Genomic DNA, 2370 nt, shown 5'->3' with positions numbered 1-2370 from the left:
CCTCGCGGCACCAGCCTCATCGAGGCCATGGCCGCCCTGGTCGTCTTCTCCGTCGGCATCCTGGGCGTCATGCAGATGAACGTGCTGGCCAGTCAGCAGAACAACCTGGCCCGCTCCCAGACTACCGCCAGCAAGATTGCCCGTGACGTGGCCGACTCCTTCGAGCGGCTGCCTTTCAACCACGCCCTGCTCAACACCCCCACCAACCTGACCTTGAACGATGCGGATTTCTCCAACATGGAGAACGGGGACGGCCTGGTGACGCTGCAGACCGCCATGGCGCAGGTGGCCGAGCGGCCCATGCTGGGCGCCGCCGACGCCATCTTCACCTCCGAGGGCCAGACCAACTTCTACCAGGTGGCCTGGCGCGCCGTCCGGGTGGCCAACCCCGAGCGCTTCAACCAGGTGGACCAGATACGCATCCTCATCATGGTGCGCTTCCCCGCGCCGGGTGGCGGCATGAAGCAGGTGAACACCTGGGCCGTGAAATACAGCGTCGCGGCGATGACCGGCGACCCGAACACCTCCCTGGAGCTGTGAGTCATGCGCAAGTCCGTTCGCTCTCGAGGTTTCACGCTGCTGGAGCTGCTGGTGGGCGCCGCCGTGGGTGCGGTGGTGCTGCTGGGCATCAGCCTCACCTTCATCTCCCAGGCGCAGCAGTACCAGTCCCACGCCAGCCGTCGCGGCGTGCAGGCCAACAGCCGTCAGGCCCTGGCCTTCCTGGGCCGGCACCTGCGCGTGGCCGGCTATGGCGTCAACCCGGACAGGGCCATCATCGCCTACGACTCGTACAACGCCGCCAATGACGCGCAGGACGTCGGCTTCCCGGATGCCTTCGCGGTGCACTGGCGCGATGGCCTGTTCCGCCGCAGGGCCGCCAACGTCACCAGCACCCTCATCTCCCTGCAAGCCTCCGCCCCGCTCACCCAGCCCCTGCGCAAGGGACAGATTCTGCTGGTGCTGTGCGAGCGCGACCCCGGCTTCCCGGACATCACCGTGGACGAGAACCCGCCGCACGTGTTCGTCACCGTGGGCGCCTTCGTCCCCACCGGCGCCACCGAGATTCCGCTCGACCCGACGCCCAAGACGGCCGCCGCCAACTCCCCCATCCAAGCTCCCGGCCGCCTCTTCCACGAGCAGTCAGACCCGGGCTTCACCCACGCCTGCTTCGGCCGACAGCCGCCGCACGTGCTGCTCATCCACCGCGCCGCCTTCTTCGTCACCACCTATGACGACGACGGCAACCCGGCCACCCCCGAGCGCACGCCCTACCTCATGATGCACCAGGGCCTGGACATGCCCAGCGCCCTGGATGTGCAGGGCGACGGCGTCATCGACATCAACGACGCGGTGCCGGTGGCCGAGGGCATCGAGCAGCTCCAGGTGGCCTACGTGCTGGACACCAACAACAAGGACACCGACAAGACGCCCATCATCCTGGGCGTCAACGAGCTCATGCCGCCCGACCACTACGGCGAGAAGTGGGAGGAGCGGGACCTCACCAACCTGCCCCACGGCTGGTTCTTCAACGTCGGCCAGTACGCCGCCTTCAACCCGCAGGACATGCCCTACAAGCGCCTGCTGGACCACCCGGCCAACATCCGCCAGGTGCGCATGACCGTCGTGGCGCGCAGCTCGGTGCCAGACCCTCAGATTACGGGTGACAACCTGCTGGTGCGACCGGATGGCACCCCGTACCCGGATGGCCCGGCGCTCGCCAACACCGTCATTCCCTGGCGCCACCTGGAGAACCTCACCCTGACGCCCGTCGACCCGCAGTTCACCCCCTCGGGCGGGCACTACTACCGCGCCATCCTGCGCGAATCCATCACCCCCAAGAACCTGCTGCTCAACCGGCAGTTTGGTCCCATCAACCCCGGTGGAGGCTGAGCCCCCATGCACTTCCCGACTCCCAATGCCCGCGGCATGGCGCTCGTCATGGCCATGATCGTCGTGGTGCTCATCACCCTGCTGGTGGCGGGCGCCATCTCCTTCACCGGCACCGAGCGCGCCGCCTCCGAGATTCAGACCCAGGAGGACGTGATGTCCTCCTGCGTCCAGGCCGCGCGCAACCTCTTCCTCTCGAAGCTGAACATGCTGGACTTCGAGGGGCCCAAGAAGATCCTCATCGACGAGGACCTGCGCGGCACCAAGCTGCGCACGGGACACTTCGGCCGCCTGGCCGAGCTGAGCGCCAGCGACGTGTCCAGCACGATGAAGGACCCGAACCGCGAGGTTCAGGACATCTCCAACAGCAACACCATCAGTCCCAAGACGAAGTTCTACACCGTCACCGCCGTGTGCCGTGAGACCGATGACCCCTCGAGCGCCGAGCGCGAGATCGAGTTCATGGTCCGGGTCGGCTTGTAG

3 protein-coding genes are annotated in these 2370 nt (G+C 67.0%); all 3 read left to right on the top strand.

Translation table 11 applies throughout. From position 1 onward, the window contains the following. On the top strand, positions 1–540 hold a 540-nt coding region (locus KY572_RS46770; protein WP_456077677.1), incomplete at its 5' end, for a type IV pilus modification PilV family protein. Positions 541–543: 3 nt separating this feature from the next. Continuing rightward, positions 544–1890 carry a PilW family protein gene (locus tag KY572_RS46765; RefSeq protein ID WP_224250309.1) on the top strand — a complete coding sequence of 449 codons (1347 nt, stop codon included), beginning with the start codon at positions 544–546 and terminating at the stop codon, positions 1888–1890. A 6-nt stretch (positions 1891–1896) separates the two neighbouring features. After that, the gene (locus tag KY572_RS46760; RefSeq protein ID WP_224250308.1) at positions 1897–2370 is read left to right on the top strand and encodes a hypothetical protein; all 474 of its coding nucleotides are present in this window, start codon (positions 1897–1899) and stop codon (positions 2368–2370) included.

It is taken from the genome of Hyalangium gracile (assembly GCF_020103725.1).
In the GTDB taxonomy this organism is placed as follows: domain Bacteria; phylum Myxococcota; class Myxococcia; order Myxococcales; family Myxococcaceae; genus Hyalangium; species Hyalangium gracile.
This window is presented reverse-complemented; position numbering and strand designations above follow the sequence as displayed.